This window comes from Wenjunlia tyrosinilytica, assembly GCF_014646055.1.
GTDB lineage: Bacteria > Actinomycetota > Actinomycetes > Streptomycetales > Streptomycetaceae > Wenjunlia > Wenjunlia tyrosinilytica.
Genome location: NZ_BMMS01000026.1, coordinates 86,995 through 102,355 on the forward strand (window position 1 = coordinate 86,995; position 15,361 = coordinate 102,355).

General features: G+C 70.6%; 13 protein-coding genes. 5 read left to right on the forward strand and 8 right to left on the reverse strand.

Annotation, left to right across the window (positions count from 1 at the left end):
* Window positions 1–2: 2 nt before the first annotated feature.
* Both IEY86_RS26405 and IEY86_RS26410 read left to right on the forward strand, forming a co-directional pair.
* The gene (locus tag IEY86_RS26405) at window positions 3–740 is read left to right on the forward strand and encodes a dienelactone hydrolase family protein (protein WP_189134360.1); all 738 of its coding nucleotides are present in this window, start codon (window positions 3–5) and stop codon (window positions 738–740) included.
* Between the two features lie 216 nt (window positions 741–956).
* A complete protein-coding gene (locus IEY86_RS26410; protein WP_229698772.1) occupies window positions 957–2,834 on the forward strand; it encodes a copper resistance CopC/CopD family protein in 1,878 nt (625 codons plus the stop codon).
* 60 nt (window positions 2,835–2,894) lie between these two features.
* Here IEY86_RS26410 and IEY86_RS26415 read toward each other — a convergent pair whose 3' ends face one another.
* The 4 genes from IEY86_RS26415 to IEY86_RS26430 all read right to left on the reverse strand — a co-directional run bounded on the left by IEY86_RS26415 (window position 2,895) and on the right by IEY86_RS26430 (window position 7,750).
* A complete protein-coding gene (locus tag IEY86_RS26415) occupies window positions 2,895–4,121 on the reverse strand; it encodes a branched-chain amino acid ABC transporter substrate-binding protein (protein WP_189134362.1) in 1,227 nt (408 codons plus the stop codon).
* Window positions 4,122–4,513: 392 nt separating this feature from the next.
* Window positions 4,514–5,770 carry a sugar ABC transporter permease gene (locus IEY86_RS26420; protein WP_189134363.1) on the reverse strand — a complete coding sequence of 419 codons (1,257 nt, stop codon included), beginning with the start codon at window positions 5,768–5,770 and terminating at the stop codon, window positions 4,514–4,516.
* Window positions 5,771–5,775: 5 nt separating this feature from the next.
* The gene (locus tag IEY86_RS26425; protein ID WP_189134364.1) at window positions 5,776–6,597 is read right to left on the reverse strand and encodes an ATP-binding cassette domain-containing protein; all 822 of its coding nucleotides are present in this window, start codon (window positions 6,595–6,597) and stop codon (window positions 5,776–5,778) included.
* A gap of 76 nt (window positions 6,598–6,673) precedes the next feature.
* Window positions 6,674–7,750, reverse strand: a complete 1,077-nt coding sequence (locus IEY86_RS26430) for an ABC transporter substrate-binding protein (protein ID WP_189134365.1) — start codon at window positions 7,748–7,750, stop codon at window positions 6,674–6,676.
* Between the two features lie 341 nt (window positions 7,751–8,091).
* Here IEY86_RS26430 and IEY86_RS26435 point away from each other — a divergent pair, with 341 nt between their 5' ends.
* The 3 genes from IEY86_RS26435 (at window position 8,092) to IEY86_RS26445 (ending at window position 11,711) form a co-directional block, all read left to right on the forward strand.
* A complete protein-coding gene (locus IEY86_RS26435) occupies window positions 8,092–8,958 on the forward strand; it encodes a DeoR/GlpR family DNA-binding transcription regulator (protein ID WP_189134366.1) in 867 nt (288 codons plus the stop codon).
* A gap of 180 nt (window positions 8,959–9,138) precedes the next feature.
* The gene (locus tag IEY86_RS26440; protein WP_189134367.1) at window positions 9,139–9,708 is read left to right on the forward strand and encodes a MarR family winged helix-turn-helix transcriptional regulator; all 570 of its coding nucleotides are present in this window, start codon (window positions 9,139–9,141) and stop codon (window positions 9,706–9,708) included.
* Between the two features lie 638 nt (window positions 9,709–10,346).
* Complete coding sequence (locus IEY86_RS26445; protein WP_189134368.1) at window positions 10,347–11,711, forward strand: pyridoxal phosphate-dependent decarboxylase family protein; 1,365 nt, start codon at window positions 10,347–10,349, stop codon at window positions 11,709–11,711.
* Between the two features lie 83 nt (window positions 11,712–11,794).
* Here IEY86_RS26445 and IEY86_RS26450 read toward each other — a convergent pair whose 3' ends face one another.
* The 4 genes from IEY86_RS26450 to cobF all read right to left on the reverse strand — a co-directional run bounded on the left by IEY86_RS26450 (window position 11,795) and on the right by cobF (window position 15,175).
* Window positions 11,795–12,802 (reverse strand): ABC-2 membrane transporter-related protein, encoded by a 1,008-nt coding sequence (locus tag IEY86_RS26450; protein ID WP_189134369.1) that lies wholly within the window; start codon window positions 12,800–12,802, stop codon window positions 11,795–11,797.
* The gene (locus IEY86_RS26455; protein ID WP_189134397.1) at window positions 12,799–13,737 is read right to left on the reverse strand and encodes an ABC transporter ATP-binding protein; all 939 of its coding nucleotides are present in this window, start codon (window positions 13,735–13,737) and stop codon (window positions 12,799–12,801) included. The genes IEY86_RS26450 and IEY86_RS26455 overlap by 4 nt, the downstream gene beginning before the upstream one ends.
* 4 nt (window positions 13,738–13,741) lie before the next feature.
* Window positions 13,742–14,185 (reverse strand): GntR family transcriptional regulator, encoded by a 444-nt coding sequence (locus IEY86_RS26460; RefSeq protein ID WP_189134370.1) that lies wholly within the window; start codon window positions 14,183–14,185, stop codon window positions 13,742–13,744.
* 150 nt (window positions 14,186–14,335) lie between these two features.
* The gene (gene cobF, locus IEY86_RS26465; RefSeq protein ID WP_189134371.1) at window positions 14,336–15,175 is read right to left on the reverse strand and encodes a precorrin-6A synthase (deacetylating); all 840 of its coding nucleotides are present in this window, start codon (window positions 15,173–15,175) and stop codon (window positions 14,336–14,338) included.
* Window positions 15,176–15,361: the final 186 nt, after the last annotated feature.

Genomic DNA, 15,361 nt, shown 5'->3' on the forward strand with positions numbered 1-15,361 from the left:
CCATGCAGCGTGTCGACCTCTCCGCACTGAGCACGGCTCGGGGCGGCTCGTCCCGGCTCCATGGCTACCTCGCCCGGCCCGACGGCAGCGGCCCCTGGCCGGGGGTGGTCGTCCTGCACGAGTCGTTCGGCGTGGACGAGGTCATGGAGCGCATGTGCTGGCGCCTGGCGAGGGCCGGGTACCTCACCCTGCTGCCGAACCTGTTCAGCGACGGAGGGGCCCTTCGCTGCCTGCTCGCCACCACGAGGGCCGCGCTCTCGGGGCGCGGCCGTGCCTACGCTGACATCGAGTCCGCCCGTCAGTGGCTGATCCGTCACGACGACTGCACCGGCAAGGTCGGAGCCGTCGGCTTCTGCATGGGCGGCGCGTTCGCCATCGTCGTGGCCGCGCGTGGATTCGACGCGGTCTCCACCAACTACGGGGTGCCTCCGAAGGATCTGGACGCCGCCCTGTCCGGCGCGTGCCCGGTCGTGGGCAGTTACGGCGGCCGTGACCCCGTCCTGCGGGGCGCCGCCGCCAAGGTGGACGCCGCCCTGGAGCGGGTCGGCGTTCCACGCGACGTCAAGGAGTACCCGCGGGCCGGGCACTCGTTCCTCAACGACGCTCCGGTCGGCCCCCTGGTCCTGCGTCCCCTGATGAAGGTGATGGGCATCGGCCCGCACCCGGAGTCGGCGGCGGACGCCTGGCAGCGCATCGAGGCCTTCCTCGGCGGCCACCTCGGCGACGACGCGCAGAGCTGACCACCGGCCTTCCAGGCGCCGCGTCACCTCTTCGCCCGCCGGTGATTCGCACGGCCGTGAATGATGCGGGCTCGCGAGACGTACTCCCGACCGTGAGCGATGGCGCCGTGTACGGCAGGGTGTGCCCGGGGAAACGGCGGGGGGAGCCGACTGTCGGCTTCGCCGTGCCCGCAACCATCGCGGCCGCGGCGATCGAACGGCCTGGGGAGGCACCGCATGTCCACCGCTACGCCACGACGTGGCCGCCGTCGGCGCACGCTGCTGAGCCTGATGGTTCTCCTCGTCTGCGCGGTGGGGCTCGTCCTCGGCGGAGCGGGCTCGGCGCTCGCGCATGCCCGGTTGAAGAGCGTCACCCCCGGGCAGGACACGGTGCTCAAGGCCGTTCCCAAGGAGGTGGCGCTCACCTTCACCGAGGCGGTGACCGTCTCGGACCGGGCGATCCGCGTCTTCGCGCCGGACGGCAGGCGGGTGGACACGGGCAAGGTCGGACGTGTCGGAGGGGACGGCGCCACCGTCCGGGTGAGCCTGCCGGCCGGCCTGCCCGACGGGACGTTCACGGTGTCGTGGAAGGCGGTGTCCGCCGACAGCCACCCGGTCTCCGGAGCGTTCGTCTTCTCCATCGGCAAGCCCTCCGGTTCCAAGGCCGTGCTGCCCAACGAGTCTCCGGGGGGCGGGGCGGCAGGCATGCTGTTCGGTGCTGCCCGCTTTGCCGCCTACACCGGCTACGCGCTCGTGATCGGCGCCGCGGCCTTCGTCCTGGTGTGCAGGCCGCGAGGCGTCGGCCTTCGCCCGCTCGGGCGGCTGCTGGCCGTCAGCTGGTCCGCGCTCCTGCTGTCCGCCCTCGCGCAACTGGTCCTTCGAGCGCCGTACGAATCGGGGGAGGGGCTGGGCCAGGCCGTGGAGCTTGCGGCGCTCCGGCACACTCTCGCCACCGATCCGGGGGTGGCGTTGTGGGTCCGCCTGGTGCTCGTCGCCGTGACGGCCGCGCTGTGGGGACCACTGACTCAGCCGGCCGGTGAACCCCTGAGCCCCAAGCGGCGCATCGGCCTGATCGCGGCAGCCTCGTCGCTCGCGATCGTGCTGGCGGGCACCTGGGCCCTGGCCGAGCACCCCTCGGCCGGGCCGCAGGTGATCGTGGCGGTGCCCATGGCGGTGGTCCACCTGGTGGCGATGGCGGTGTGGCTCGGCGGTCTGGCGGCGCTGCTCGTCACCCTGTTCCGTGAGCCCGAGGGGGAGGGCGTCGAGGCCGCGGTGGTCCGCTTCTCCCGGCTGGCGTTCTGCGCGGTGACGGTGCTCGTGGCCACCGGTGTCTACCAGTCCTGGCGGGAGGTCGGCTCGTGGGACGCCCTGGTCTCCACGCCGTACGGCAGGCTCCTGCTCGTCAAGGTGGGCGGTGTGGTGGGCATGCTCGTCGCGGCCTGGTTCTCCCGCCGCTGGGTGACGCGGCTGCGTGGTGGGGCAGTGGCCGAGGTGCCGTCGCCGGAGGAGGAGCGGGCGACCGCGGCCGCCAACGGGGCGGGATCGACGGCCGTACTCATCCGCCGCCGTGTCGCGGCCCTCGCGGCGCGCGCCGACGGCCGGGGCGGAGGCGACGGCGGGTGCCGTGACCTGCGCCGCTCCGTCTGCGCCGAGGCCGCTGTCGCCGTGCTCGTCCTGGCCGTCACCACGGTGCTCACCGGCACCTCGCCGGGGCGCGGTGATGCCCCGGCGCGGACGGCAGCGAACTCCTCGGCCGTCCCGAAGGGGCCGGGGGTGGCCTCCGTCAGCATCCCGTTCGACACCGGAGCGTCGGGGGGACTGGGCAAGGGGAAGGTCCAGATCGACTTGGAGCCCGGCACCACGGGCACCAACTCGCTCAACGCGGTCGCCTTCGGGCCCGACGGCGGGATCGCGAGTGTGACCGAGCTGAAGGTCGAGCTCAGCCTCCCCGGGCGGGGTCTGGGGCCCTTGCCGGTGAAGGTGAGGAACGTGGGCGGCTACTGGGCGGCGGAGGACTTCCGGATCCCCATGGCCGGGGACTGGAAGGTGTCCGTGACCGTGCGCACGGGCGACATCAGCGAGGACACGGGGTCCAGGACGGTGAGGATCGGCTGACACCGAGGGGGCGCCGGTGACCGGCGCCCCCTCGGTGCTGAGGCGGTGCTACGGGCTTGATCAGCCCTCGAAGGTGCCCGACGTCTCCGGCTTCCAGGCGCCGCCGGTGACCTTGTAGACGGTCAGCTGCTTGTTGGTGGCGTCGCCGTACTCGTCGAAGGAGACCTTGCCGGTGACTCCGTCGAAGGACACGCTCTGCATGGCCTCGGTGACCTTGGCGCGGGCGTCGGAGGGCAGCTTGCCGTCCTTCACCACGGCCTTGACCGCCTGGATGATCGCCCACGCGGAGTCGTAGGAGAAACCGCCGTAGGCCTCGTAGGCCTCCTTGTAACCGGCGGCCTTGTAGTTGTCTATGAAGGACTTGGCCGACGGGAGCTGCTCGACGGGAGCGCCGACGGAGGTGGCGAGGTCGCCCTCGGCGCTCTTGCCGGCCAGCTTGGTGAACTCGGCGCTGTAGATCGCGTCACCGCCCACCAGCGGGATCTTGGCCCCGGCCTTCTTGAGCTGGGCGCTCAGGGGACCGGCGACGGGGAACTCACCGCCGTAGTAGACGACGTCCGCGCCGGAGCTCTTGACCTTGGTCACGACCGCGCCGAAGTCCTTGGCGTCGGGGTTCACATGCTCGGTGCCGGCGACCTTGCCGCCGAGCTTGGTGAACTCCTTGGTGAAGGTGCCGGCCAGGCCCGCGCCGTAGGTCTTCTTGTCGTCGATGACGAAGACCTTCTTCTTCTTGGCGGTGTTGTAGAGGTACTGGGCGGCGAACGGGCCCTGGACGGCGTCCGTGGTCGCGGTGCGGAAGTACGACTTGAACGGCCGCTCCTTGGTGCCCGAGTCCCACTTCTCGCCCTGGGTCAGGGCGGGGTTGGTGTTGATCGACACCTCGACCAGGTGAGCGGTGTCGAAGACCTTCTGCATGGACTGCGCCACGGAGGAGTTCAGCGGGCCGACGACGCCGATGACGCTCTTGTCGGCCACGAGCTGGGTGGCGTTCTGCTGGCCGGAGGAGGGCTGGGCCTGGTCGTCGAGGGGCTTGACCTTGAACGTGACGCCCGGCACCTCCTTGTTCTTGTTGGCCTGCTTCACGGCGAGGTCGACCGAGTTCTTCATGCCGATACCCAGAGCGGACAGGTCACCGGTCAGGGGTGCGTCGAAGCCGATGGTGACAACGGTGGACCCCCCGTCGGAGGAGCCCTTGTCCTTGCCGTTGTCGCGGGAGCCGCACGCGGTGAGCGTGAGGGCTCCCGCGGCGAGCGCGGCGGTGATGGCGATCAGGGAACGGTTACGCACGATCGGTCCTTTCCTCTGGCGAGGCGCTGAACCGCGTTTATGGGGCCGACTTTTCGATCCGGTGGCGCGGTGACTGGCCGTGACTCTAGAGGGCGTTCGCCGGATCGGGCAGAGGGGAGAGGGGGATGTGCTTCAGTTGTTATGACCGGCCGACCGGTCGGGAGGAAGCGCGGGCACATGTGCCGTCCGGCATGGCCGCGGAAGGCGATTTTGCGGAGGAATCGCAGCTTGAGGCTCCCTTGAGGTTCGCGCGGGCAGCGACGACCGAATGGGCCTTAAGGGCGCTCTGCGTACTTTCCATCGAATTGACCGCCGTGTGGCCGACGTACCGCTGTCCCGATCTCCCCCGCGACCCCGGGTCGATCGCCATCACACAGCGTGACGACGTTCGCTTACGCGCGACCGTGGGAGGTGCGGGAGCGGCGGGAGACGGAGTCGAGGGCGACGGCCAGGAGGAGGACGGCGCCGGTGACGGAGAAGCGGAAGGAGGAGTTGAGGCTCAGCAGGGTCAGCCCGCTGGAGATCGACTGGATCACCATGATGCCCAGGAGCGCCGAGAAGGCCGATCCCCGGCCTCCGAACAGGCTCGTCCCACCGATCACGGCCGCGGCGATGGCGTTGAGGTTGACATCGCCCCCTCCGCTGCTCTGGTTCGCCGAGGCGAGGCGTGCCGCGGCCAGGACACCGCCCAGGGCGGCCAGGGTGGTGCAGGCGACGAGGGCGCAAGTGTGGACGCGGTCGACATTGATACCGGCGCGACGGGCCGCTTCCGCGTTCCCGCCCACCGCGTACAGCGCGCGGCCCCACTTCGTGCGTGTCAGCGAGTAGTTGGCGGTGACGACGAGTGCGACGAAGAAGACGGACATCCAGCCGATGCCCCTGCCGCGGTTGAGGTACCAGGCGGCGAACTCCAGCAGCGCCAGCAGAGCGAGGGCCCGGACGGCGAGCGTGCGCGGTGATCGGGAGGGCAGTTCGGCCCGCGCGCGCTCGCGGGAGAGGAAGTAGCCTCCGGCGAAGTAGCCCGCCGCGGCGGTCAGGGCGAGGAGGTACGAGAGCCAGTCGGGCACGAAGTCCACCTGCGCGAAGCGCACCAGGGCCGAGTCGAAGGGCACATTGATCGAGCCCCGGGCGTCCAGCACACCGAGTTGGATGCCCAGGAAGCCCAGGAGGCCGGCCAGGGTGATGACGAACGTCGGCACGCCCAGCCGGTTGAACGCCTGCCCGTAGAACCAGCCGATCGCCGCTCCTGCGGCCAGGGAGGCGAGGACGGCGAGGGCGCACGGCCAGCCCTTGTTGACGAACAGGACCGCCATGGAGGCGGCGGACAGTCCGCTCACCGAGCCCACGGACAGGTCTATCTGCCCGACCAGGAGCACACACACCACACCCAGGGCGATGACCCCGACGGGTACGCACTCCATGGCGAGGTTGCTCAGGTTGGCGCTGGACAGGAAGATCGGGTTCGCGGCCTGGAGCACGGTCCAGATGACGGCCAGGCCCGCGACCACGGGCAGCGCCCCCAGGTCGCCGGAGCGGACGCGGTCGAGGAACCGCCGGACGGCCGCGCGCACTCCCGAGCCCGCGCCGGGCGTCTTGTCCTGTGCGTCCAGGGCCGCGGGTCCGCCGAGGTCGGTGGTGGTGTGGTTCATCCGGCTCACATCTCTCGCTCGACGGGGGACTGGGGGCCGACCCGGCTCGCCCGGCGAGCCACCGCGTTGTCCCTGGCACCCGTGATGGCCGCGACGATGCCCTCGGCCGAGACGGTGTCCAGGTCGAATACACCGTTGTTGCGGCCGAGTCTGAGGACTGCCACGCGGTCCGCGACCGCCCGCACATCGGCCATGTTGTGACTGACCATGATCACGCCGAGGCCGCGTTCGCGGAGCCGCTCGATGAGGTCGAGGACCTCGGCCGTCTGCGCCACGCCGAGCGCCGCCGTCGGCTCGTCGAGGACGATGATCCTGGGACCGCCCAGCAGCGAGCGGGCGATGGCGATCGTCTGCCGCTGCCCGCCCGACAGGGAGGCGACGGGGATGCGCAGCGAGGGGAGCCTCGCCGAGAGCAGCCGCAGCAGTTCCCAGGAACGGGTCTCCATTTCCACCTCGTTGAGCCGTAAGGGGCGCAACTCCCTGCCGAGGAAGAGGTTTTCGATGACATTGAGGTTCTCGCACAGCGCCAGGTCCTGGTGGACGGTGGCGATGCCGAGCCTCTGCGCGGCGGCCGGGGTCGGGAGGGTGACCTCCTCTCCCCGGAAGGTGATGGCTCCCGCGTCGGGCGGGTGGACTCCCGACAGGACCTTGACCAGCGTCGACTTGCCGGCCCCGTTGTCCCCGACGATCGCGACGACCTCGCCCGCCGCCACGTCGAGGTCGATGTCGGTGAGCGCCGCCACCGCGCCGAAGTTCTTCTGGATGCCGCGCAGGGACAGGACACCCACGGGGCTGTCCTCCGCTTCGGCTGCCGCCGTTGCTGCCATGCGTGTACCTCACTGGGGTGGTGGCCGAAGCCGGCCCCGGCAATGGAGCCGCCCTGCTGAGGCCCTGGGGGAGCGGCTACTTGATGCCGGCCTTGGCGCAGGCGGCGGCGTAGGCCGAGGTGCAGATCTGCGACACCTTCAGGGGGCCGTTCTTGATCAGGGCGTCGGCGAGGTTGTCGATGGTGACGACGGTCGGGACGAAGAGCTGGGAAGGGGTGTCGAAGAGCGTGGTCCTGCCCGCCGGGTGCTTGCCCCGGGCGAACCGGTAGGCGATCTCGGCGGTGGCCTCGGCAACGGTCTTGATGGGCTTGGAGATGGTGTTGTACTGGTCTCCGGCCACGATGCGCTGGGCGGCGGCGAGTTCGGAGTCATTGCCGGTCACGGGCGGCACGCGGTTCATCCCGGCCGCCTTGAACGCCGCGACGGCTCCGCCCGCCGTACCGTCGTTCGCGGCGGCGACGCCCGCGATCCGGCCCTTGAACTGCGTGATCTTCCCGCTGACCCAGTTCTGCGCCTTCGTGGGGTCCCAGCCGGGGGTGTCGTACTCCGCCAGCAGTTCGCGGCCGCTGGAGTCGATGGCGCTGTGGATGCCCTTCTTGATCAGCCCCGCGGCGGCGTCGGTGGGGGAGCCGTTCACCTCGAGCAGGCCGCCCTTGGCCTTCGTCCGCTTGAGGTGGTCCACCAGGGACTTGGCGATGAGGGCGCCGATCTGCTCGTTGTCGAACGACACGTAGTAGTCGGCCTTCGCCTTGGGGATGGGGCGGTCGTAGGCGATGACGGGCACCCGCTGGGAACGAGCGCTGGAGACGATGCTCGCGGCGGCCTCGGAGTCGACCGGGTCGATGACCAGTGCCTTGACGCCCTGGGCCAGTGCTGAACTGGCCTGCTCCTGCTGGGTGGCGGGGTCCGCCTTCGCGTTGGCGTAGACGACCGAGCAGCCGGAGCACAGGGCCTTGAGCCTCGCCTCGAACAGCGGCTTGTCGAAGAGTTCGTACCGGGTCGAGGCGATGTCGGGCATCAGGAAGGCGATCTTCACTCCGCCCGAGCCGGAGCCGCCGTCGCTGTCGGATCCCGACGAGCACCCCGCCAGCGAGGCGAGCGCGAGGAGCACGGTCACTGCGGCCGTGGGCTTCAGGATGCGGGGCTTCGTCATCGAGTCCTCCTGGTGACGGCCACCGGTCGGCGGCGCGTGTTGGCCTGCGGTGCGGGGCCGTGCGGCGGACGCGGGAGTGCGCCCGTCGGCACGTGGAACGGGAGCGCTGACGTGCGGGCGAAGCCGCGGGAGGCGAGACCGGACCAAGGCTGGAGGTGGTGCGAGGTCGTGCGGCGTGCGGGTCTGGATCAGACGGATGGCCGAGCTACGACTGCTGTTTGATATCACGTCAGTTCTGTGAAGTCTGACAAGGAGTCGGTAACGACCGTTACCCCATCGTGACTTGAGGGGTCGGGTGCAGCCCGGAGGCGCCGGCCGGGGCTGCGGGTACCTTGAGCTGCATGGGTGAGCTGGGGGCTCCTGCGGCGGGGGACGTCGAGCTGTCCGGAGAGGCGGCCGCAGGGGTGTCCCGCGAGCCGTCGGGTGAGCTGGTCGGACTCGGCCTCGGCGAGCGCCGGGAGTTCATCCGGCGTGAGGTCGTCAAGCGTGGATTCGCCCGTATCGACGACCTGGCCCGGGCGCTGGGTGTGAGCGCCATGACGGTGCACCGCGACCTCGACGCCCTGGCCGAGGAGGGGTGGCTCACCAAGATCAGGGGCGGTGCCACGGCGAACCCGTCCGCGCTGCTGGAGGCCGGGGTCCGGGAGCGGTCCGCCGCGCTGAGCGCGGAGAAGGAGGCGATAGCCGCGCGCGCGGCGCGGTCGCTGAGCCGTGGGCAGACCGTGTTCGTGGACGACAGCACGACGGCGCTGGCGCTGCATCCCCATCTGACCGCGGCGGCGCCGCTGACCGTGGTGACGAACTTCTTCCCTCTGGTGCGCGCTCTCGGGGCGACGAAGGGGATCGAGACGCTGGTGCTCGGGGGGCGGTACCACCCGTTGCAGGAGGCGTGTTCCGGCCTCCAGACCACGGACGCCATCCGGCGCCTGCACGCGGATGTGCTGTTCATGTCCACGACGGCGGTGAGCGGGGGTGCCTGCTACCACCGCTCGGAGGAGACGGTCGCGGTGAAACGGGCGTTCATGGAATGCGCGAGCCGGTCGGTCCTTCTCGTGGACCATGCGAAGTTCGGGCGCAGAGCGCCGCATCTGCTGGCCTCGGTGGAGGCCTTCGACCAGGTGATCACGGACGAGGGGGTGGACGAGGAGGAACTGGCGACTCTGCGGGAGCGGGGAGCCGGGGTGGAGATAGCGCCGATGAGTCGCTAGGGGCGGGTGCGGGTGCGGTGGGGATGAGTGGTGGGAATGAGCGGTGGGCTGATCGGGGGATTTGCGGAGGATTTGCGGCCACTCGATTCGTACGGGTGCAAATGGAATACTGGGGTTGTTGGACCTCCGTGAATTCCGCGCCCGCGCGACGGCGCGACCTCGCTGACCTGAGGGGGCGGCTTGACCGGGTACCACACGCTCGCCGAGACCGAGAAGGCCGTCCAGGCCAAGCTCGGAGACATTCCCCTGCAGTGGGAGAGGATGCAGGCTGCCGCCAACCTCCACCGCGCGGCCGCGGCCGTGCGCCTGCACTTCGAGAACTCGGTTCTGCGCAAGTCGGACCTCACGTGGACGGCCTTCGTGGTGCTGTGGGTGGTGTGGATCTGGGGTGAGAAGGAGACCCGCCACGTGGCGGAGGAGGCGGGCATTACCAAGGGGACGCTGACGGGGGTGGCCAAGACGCTGGAGTCGCGGGGCCTGATCTCGCGCGTGAAGCACCCAACGGACGGGCGCCTGGTGCTGCTGGACCTCACTCCGGAGGGAGAGAGGCTGATGCGGGAGCTGTTCCCGGCGTTCAACGGGGAGGAGGTCTTCGTGACCGACCGCCTGAGCCCGCAGGAGTGCACACAGCTCGCGGACTCGCTGCGCCGGATCGTGTCGCAGCTCGAGGAGAAGGGCGAAGCCCGCCGCACCGAACTCCACGCCGACGGCCCTCCGCCCCGCCGCGGCGGCCGCCGCCCGCGAAGCTGATCGGGGACCTCGGGGCGCCAATGTACCCGGACGCGCGGACGAGGGCGCGGACCCGCTTGACCCGGTGCTGAGACCCAGCCCGGGATGACTCCCGCCCGGGGCGACTTCGGCCTGGGATGACTTCGGTCTCAGCCACTGAGCTTCGGCCCGGGTCCGGGTTCCGGTCGTGCCGAGCGGTGGTGCGGCTTGGTGCGAGCGGTGCTGCGCAGGGTTCGGGCGAGGAGTCGTGGGGTGCCGCGCACGCGCCGGATGCGCGGTTGGGCGGTGCTGCGCACGGTTCACTTCGGGTCGGCTCCCCGCGCATACGTTTCGGCCCCCGGCCGGGTCCGTGTCCGCGCCGGGGCTCCTGCGGCGTCGGCCCGGCCGCCCCCGCCTCCTCCGGGCCTGATCGCCTCTCGGCCCCGGCTCTCAGTGCCTGGACTCGCGCTCCCGGCGTGCGCCGGATACCCGACCCGGCCGCGAGGGTCCGCCGGTCCGCCGGTCCGCCGGTCCGGCCGTTTCGCTCCCCCTGGCTCCCGCCGTTCCGAAGTAGCGGGGAAAGGCGTTGACCCCTCGGAGGTCCGGCGGTAGCTTGTTTGGGATCAAACGAATCACCTCGCTGCGGCCCCGCATCAGCCGCACTGACAGGAGCGCATCCCGTGGACCTTCTCCGCTGGCTCGAAGAGGCCGTGACATCGAATCGGGACTGGTCGAACGGGTTCGGTCCCTTTGACGAGCATCCTGCGCTCTCCGTCGACGACACCCGGTTCGCCACGGCCTTCGGGGCCCTCACCGAGCGGCTGAAGGACAACTATCCGTTCTTCCACCCCCGCTACGCGGGACAGATGCTCAAGCCCCCGCACCCCGCCGCCGTGGTCGGATATCTGGCCGCCATGCTCGTCAACCCCAACAACCACGCCCTCGACGGCGGTCCCGCCACCGCTCGGATGGAGCGCGAGGTCGTCCAGCAGCTTGCCGAGATGTTCGGCTACGGCACCCATCTGGGGCATCTCACCACCAGCGGGACCATCGCCAATCTCGAGGCGCTGTTCGTCGCTCGCGAGCTCCACCCCGGCAAGGGGGTCGCCTACAGTACCGAGGCCCACTACACCCACGGCCGCATGTGCGGCGTCCTCGGCATCGAGGGCCACCCCGTGCCCGTCGACAGCCTCGGCCGCATGGACCTCGATGCCCTGGAACGGCTGCTGCGCACCGGCCGGGTCGGCACCGTCGTGCTCACCGCGGGCACCACCGGCCTCGGCGTCGTCGAGCCGGTACACGAGGCGTCGGCCCTGCGCGAGCGGTACGGCGTGCGGATCCATGTGGACGCCGCCTACGGCGGGTTCTTCACGCTGCTCGCCGGAGCGGAGGGCCCCGAGGGGCTGCCCGAGGCCCCTTGGCGGGCGATCGCCGAGTGCGACTCCATCGTCGTCGACCCCCACAAGCACGGGCTCCAGCCCTACGGGTGCGGGGCCGTGCTCTTCCGCGACCCCACCGTCGGCCGCTTCTATCTGCACGACTCCCCGTACACCTACTTCACCTCCGAGGAGCTCCACCTCGGCGAGATCAGCCTTGAGTGCTCGCGCGCGGGCGCTGCCGCCGCCGCTCTCTGGCTCACCTTCCAGCTCCTGCCGCCCACCCGTGAAGGTCTGGGACAGGGGCTGGCCGCCGGGCGCCGGGCGGCACTGCGCTGGGCGGCGCTGATCGAGCAGTCGGAGCACCTCGAGCTCCACCAGCCCCCGGAACTCGACATCGTCACGTACTTCCCCGTGACCCGTCCCAGCAGCCTGTCCCGCATCGACGCCGCCAGCGCCCGCATCCTCCAGGAAGGCATGACGGACCCCGAGGACCCCGTCTTCCTGAGCACATTGAGGGTCGGCGCCGACAGGCTGACCTCGCGTCACCCCGACCTCGCCGCCGACGCCGAGGGCGCCCGGATCCTGCGCAGCGTCCTGATGAAGCCCGAGTCCGAGACCTACGTGGACCACCTGCACGCCCGTCTGGAACAGCTCTCCCGCTCCTGACCGGCACGCAGGCAGCGGCTCACCCCGCGAAGCGGCGGCTCACCCCGCGAACACGGTGCCTCGCGGCCGCCCCCACGTCCCGCTCACACCAGGCGCTTGCGGCCCCATACGAAGATGAACGCCGTCACACCCGCGGTCAGCGCCAGCAGGATCCCCGCTCCCAGCCACTGCATGGAGGACATCTGCGAGAGCGGGAGGTAGTCCACGGACCAGCCGACGACGTCCTTGCTGTGCAGGCAGGCCTGGCGCGCCTTGTCGGTCTGCTCGTCGGCGCAGGTGCTCCAGCTTAGCAGTTTCCCGGAGCCGGTGATGAACCACTGGTCCACCTGGTAGGCCGCGTCGGGCAGCTTCGGGAAGCTGCTGTCGGCCACACCGTGGTGGGTGGTGACCGTGATGGTGTTGCCCAGATCCATCCGGAAGTAGCCCCAGACCACCTGCACCAAGGTGGCGAAGCCGAAGGTGACCACCATCGCCACCAGCGTGCGGCGCAGGAGCATGCCGATCGCCACGCCCCCGATCACGGTGAACAGGGTGAGCGCCACCGGCACGGGGCCGGTGACGTCGAAGGCACTCCCGGAGGTCCAGTCGATGACGGAGTTCTCCTTCTTGACCGGCTCCCACCACCAGGCGAACAGAAGGGACAGGGCCACCGTCGACACGGTGACCACCAGCGCGGTGATGCCGAGCTTTGTCGTGAGCCACCGCACGCGGCTCACGGACTGCGAGGTGACCAGCTTGGCGGTGCCGTTCTCCAGGTCGCTCGCCAGCAGCGGCGCGCCGAGGAAGACACCGAGCAGGACGGGGATCAGGCCCAGACCGTACGAGGCGCTGGTGAGCCGGCTGCTGTACTTGTGGAAGTCCTGGCTCCAGTTCTCGTCCTTCGGGTGGGGCCAGCCGATGCCGTTGAGGTAGTCCGTCATCTGCGCGCGCTGGTACACGATCCACACCGTGCACAAGGCCGTGGCCGCCAGGATCGTCCAGAAGCCGGCCCGGTGCTGGCGCCAGACCAGCCAGTTCAGACCGCTCAGCCGGAGACCGCGGGTGGTCCCGGTGGCGGTGGTGGCAGCGGGGCTGCTGGTCAGGGTGCTCATGCGGCCACCGCCTTTCCGGCCCGGTCTGTCACCTGGGCGCTGGGGCTGATCAGGGGAGGTGCGTCCGGCACGCGCAGATACGCCAGCAGGAGCTCCTCGAGGTTCGGGGTGTCCGTCTGCCACGCGCCGTCTATCGGTCCGTCGGGGCGGACGAGGGCGTTGACCTGGCGTCCGCTGACGCGGGATTCGACAACGGTGTGCCGGGTGATGTCCCGGGGGAGTCCCTCGCCGGCCTTCGCGCCGGTGAGGAGGGTGTGGGCGGCGAGGAGTTCGTCCACCTCACCCGCGAGGCGCAGTCCGCCCGCGGCGATGACGACGAGGTAGTCGCAGACGTTCTCCAGCTCGGTGAGCATGTGCGAGGACATCAGCACGGTCGTGCCGTGCTCGGCGGCCTCGGCCATGAGGGTGCCCATCAGCTCATGGCGCACCAGCGGGTCGAGGTCGGACATCGGCTCGTCGAGCAGGAGCAGGTCGGGGCGCTTGCCGAAGGCCAGGGCGAACGCCACTCGTGTGCGCTGCCCGCCCGAGAGGGTGCCGATCTTCGCCCCGAGCGGCACATTGCCCGCGCGGACGATGTCCTCGGCCGCCTTCTGGTCCCACCCCGGGTTCAGCTCGCGTCCCATGCGCAGGGTCTCCTCCACCGTGAAGCGGCGGAAGAGCGGCTTCTCCTGGGCGAGGAACGCGCCGCGGCGGTTGGCCTCAGCGGATTCCGGGGCCGCGCCGAAGACCCGCAGGGTGCCCTCGGTGGGCTCCAGGAGATTCGCCGCTATGCCCAGCAGCGTCGTCTTTCCCGCCCCGTTGGGGCCGACGAGCCCGCATATCCGGCCGGTCGGCAGCCGGAACGAGCAGTCCTTGAGGGCCCAGCCCCGCCGGTACCTCTTGCCCAGGCCGTGTGCCTCGATGGCGGATTCGACCGCCGGGCCGCCGAGGCCCATCCCGTTACTCACCTGTGCTCCTTGCTCCCGGGGTTCCCAGGGCTTCTGCGTTCGCGGCGGCCACCGTGCTCCCGGCGTACCGCTCCTCCAGCACCGACGCGACCAGCGCGGTCACGTCCTCCCGCTCCAGACCGGCTTCACGAGCCCGGTCCATCCATCCGGCCAGCTCCGTGCGCAGCGGGGAGTCCGCTCCCGCCTGCGGGCGGGCCAGCGACCGGCGGACGAAGGTCCCGAGTCCCGGCCGCGGCTCGACAAGCCCCTCACGTTCCAGCTCGCGGTAGGCCTTCAGCGTCGTGTTCGGGTTGACCGCGCAGGTCTGCGAGACCTCCTTGGCGGTCGGCAGCCGATCGCCCGGCAGCAGGACGCCCAGCCGCAGGGCCTGCTTGGTCTGCTGGACGATCTGCTGGTAGGCGGCGACTCCGCTCCGTCTGTCGATGCGGAACTCCAACCCCTGTCACCACCCTTTAGCTAGTTAGTTAGTGGAATGATGGTGAAGGTCGGAGCGCGCTCATGTCAAACACGGATGTCAGGCGCCTTGCGGCGGCCACCGTGACCAGATCGACCGACAGGCGGACGGCCGCGCTCACTCTCCGCGTGCCTACTCCCCGGGGTCGGGGCTCCCGCGACGAGGGCTCCAGCGACGAGGGCTCCAGCGACGAGGGCTCCGGGCACGGGAGCGGAGCAGGTAGGTGTCCATGATCCAGCCCTTGCGCTCGCGGGCCTCGGCGCGAGCCTCCAGGATCCGTTCGGCGACCTCCCGCACCGGCCCGGCGATCAGGATCTCGTCCGGTGTTCCCAGGTAGGCGCCCCAGAAGATGTCGAGGTCGTTGTCCTTCTCGTCCTTCTCCCGCGCCGCCCGCATGAAGGCGCCCTGTGCGTCGAGCATGACCACGACATCCTCGGCCCCCTCGGGGAGCCTCTCGGCGAGACGGCGGCCGGTCGTGATCCGCAGTGGGCGGCCGACGCGGGTCAGCCCCGTGCGGTGCCTGGCGGCCAGCGCGCTGACGCTGCTGATGCCGGGCACCACCTCGTACTCGAAGCGCACCGTCCCCCGGCCGAGGATCTCCTCGAGAACGGGCAAGGTGCTGTCGTAGAGCCCCGGGTCACCCCAGACCAGGAAGGCGCCCGTCTCGCTGTCGCCGAGTTCGTCGCGGACGAGCGCCTCGACGACGTCCGCCCGCCGCCCGCGCCAGTCGTCCACCGCCTCGGTGTACGCGGGCGCGGTGCGGTCGCGGTCCGGGTCCCTCGCCTCGATGACGCGGTACGGGCCGCGGGCGTGCTCTTCGAGGATCCGCCGCCGGAGCCGGACGAGGTCCCTCTTCTCCTCGCCCTTGTCCAGGAGGAAGAAGGCGTCGGCCCGGTTGAGGGCCTTGACCGCCTGAAGGGTGAGGTGGTCGGGGTCGCCTGCCCCGATGCCGATGACAAGCAGCCTCTTCATGCTCCCGAGTCTGCCCTGCCGCGGACGTGCGCTCCTCGGCCGTGGTGCCGGCCCCTTCGTCCGCGTTTCGCCGAAAAGTGCGGCGCCGACCGTGATCAAGGGCTGATGCCCGTCGCCGGGCGGGCCGCCGCCGAACGGCACGGCACCCGCCGTTCGGTTGAACAACCATTCCTGAAGAGGCAAAGG

Excerpts from the sequence above, each read along its gene's own strand:
- IEY86_RS26405 (WP_189134360.1), top strand. The coding sequence starts at position 3 with ATGCAGCGTGTCGACCTCTCCGCACTGAGCACGGCTCGGGGCGGCTCG.
- IEY86_RS26410 (WP_229698772.1), top strand. The coding sequence starts at position 957 with ATGTCCACCGCTACGCCACGACGTGGCCGCCGTCGGCGCACGCTGCTG.
- IEY86_RS26420 (WP_189134363.1), bottom strand. The coding sequence starts at position 5,770 with ATGAACCACACCACCACCGACCTCGGCGGACCCGCGGCCCTGGACGCA.
- IEY86_RS26425 (WP_189134364.1), bottom strand. The coding sequence starts at position 6,597 with ATGGCAGCAACGGCGGCAGCCGAAGCGGAGGACAGCCCCGTGGGTGTC.
- IEY86_RS26430 (WP_189134365.1), bottom strand. The coding sequence starts at position 7,750 with ATGACGAAGCCCCGCATCCTGAAGCCCACGGCCGCAGTGACCGTGCTC.
- IEY86_RS26435 (WP_189134366.1), top strand. The coding sequence starts at position 8,092 with ATGGGTGAGCTGGGGGCTCCTGCGGCGGGGGACGTCGAGCTGTCCGGA.
- IEY86_RS26450 (WP_189134369.1), bottom strand. The coding sequence starts at position 12,802 with ATGAGCACCCTGACCAGCAGCCCCGCTGCCACCACCGCCACCGGGACC.
- IEY86_RS26455 (WP_189134397.1), bottom strand. The coding sequence starts at position 13,737 with ATGGGCCTCGGCGGCCCGGCGGTCGAATCCGCCATCGAGGCACACGGC.
- cobF (WP_189134371.1), bottom strand. The coding sequence starts at position 15,175 with ATGAAGAGGCTGCTTGTCATCGGCATCGGGGCAGGCGACCCCGACCAC.